The organism is Nonomuraea sp. MG754425 (assembly GCF_021699195.1).
Classification (GTDB): Bacteria; Actinomycetota; Actinomycetes; order Streptosporangiales; family Streptosporangiaceae; genus Nonomuraea.
The window spans coordinates 1-733 of the sequence record NZ_SSXE01000463.1; the positions used below are offsets into that span (position 1 = coordinate 1).

Consider the following 733-nt stretch of genomic DNA (forward strand, 5'->3'; position numbering starts at 1 on the left):
GGGTCAGAAGTACGGGGTCCAGCCGGAGCCGACTTCGGTGGCGGGGCCGAATTTGTTGCCGCCTTTGCCGTTCCAGAGGTAGAGGGTGCCTCCGGTCATGGCGGCGATGTCGTCGTGGCCGTCTTTGTTGACGTCGCCGAGGGTGGTGAGGGTGCCGTCGTAGGGGGTCCAGCCGCCGCCGATTTCGGTGGCGTCGGTGAAGTTGTTGCCGCCTTTGCCGTTCCAGATGGTGAGGGTGGTGCTGTTTTTGATGGCGGCGAGGTCGCCGATGCCGTCGTTGTTGAAGTCGCCGCCGATGGGTTTGCTGTAGGTGTTCCAGCCGCTGCCGATGCGGGTGGCGGGGCCGAATTTGTTGCCGCCTTTGCCGTTCCAGATGTAGAGGGTGTTGTCGGTGATGGCGGCGATGTCGTCGTGGCCGTCGTTGTTGATGTCGCCGAGTGAGGTGAGGGAGGTGTAGGGGGTCCAGCCGTCGCCTATGTCGGTGGCGGGGCCGAATTTGTTGCCGCCTTTGCCGTTCCAGATGACGAGGGTGGTGTTGTTCTTGATGGCGGCCAGGTCGCTGATGCCGTCGTTGTTGAAGTCTCCGGCGATGGGTTTGCCGTAGATGTTCCAGCCGCCGCCGATTTCCTGGAGTCCGGCGAAGTTGTTGTTGCCTTTGCCGTTCCAGATGGTGAGGGTGCCGGTGGTGGCGGAGAAGATGTCGCCGATGCCGTCACCGTTGAAGTCCGCGCCG

The 733-nt window shown here is 63.2% G+C and carries 1 protein-coding gene; it reads right to left on the reverse strand.

The features are described from left to right. Positions 1-3: 3 nt before the first annotated feature. On the reverse strand, positions 4-733 hold a 730-nt coding region (locus FAF44_RS53495; protein ID WP_237111166.1), incomplete at its 5' end, for a VCBS repeat-containing protein.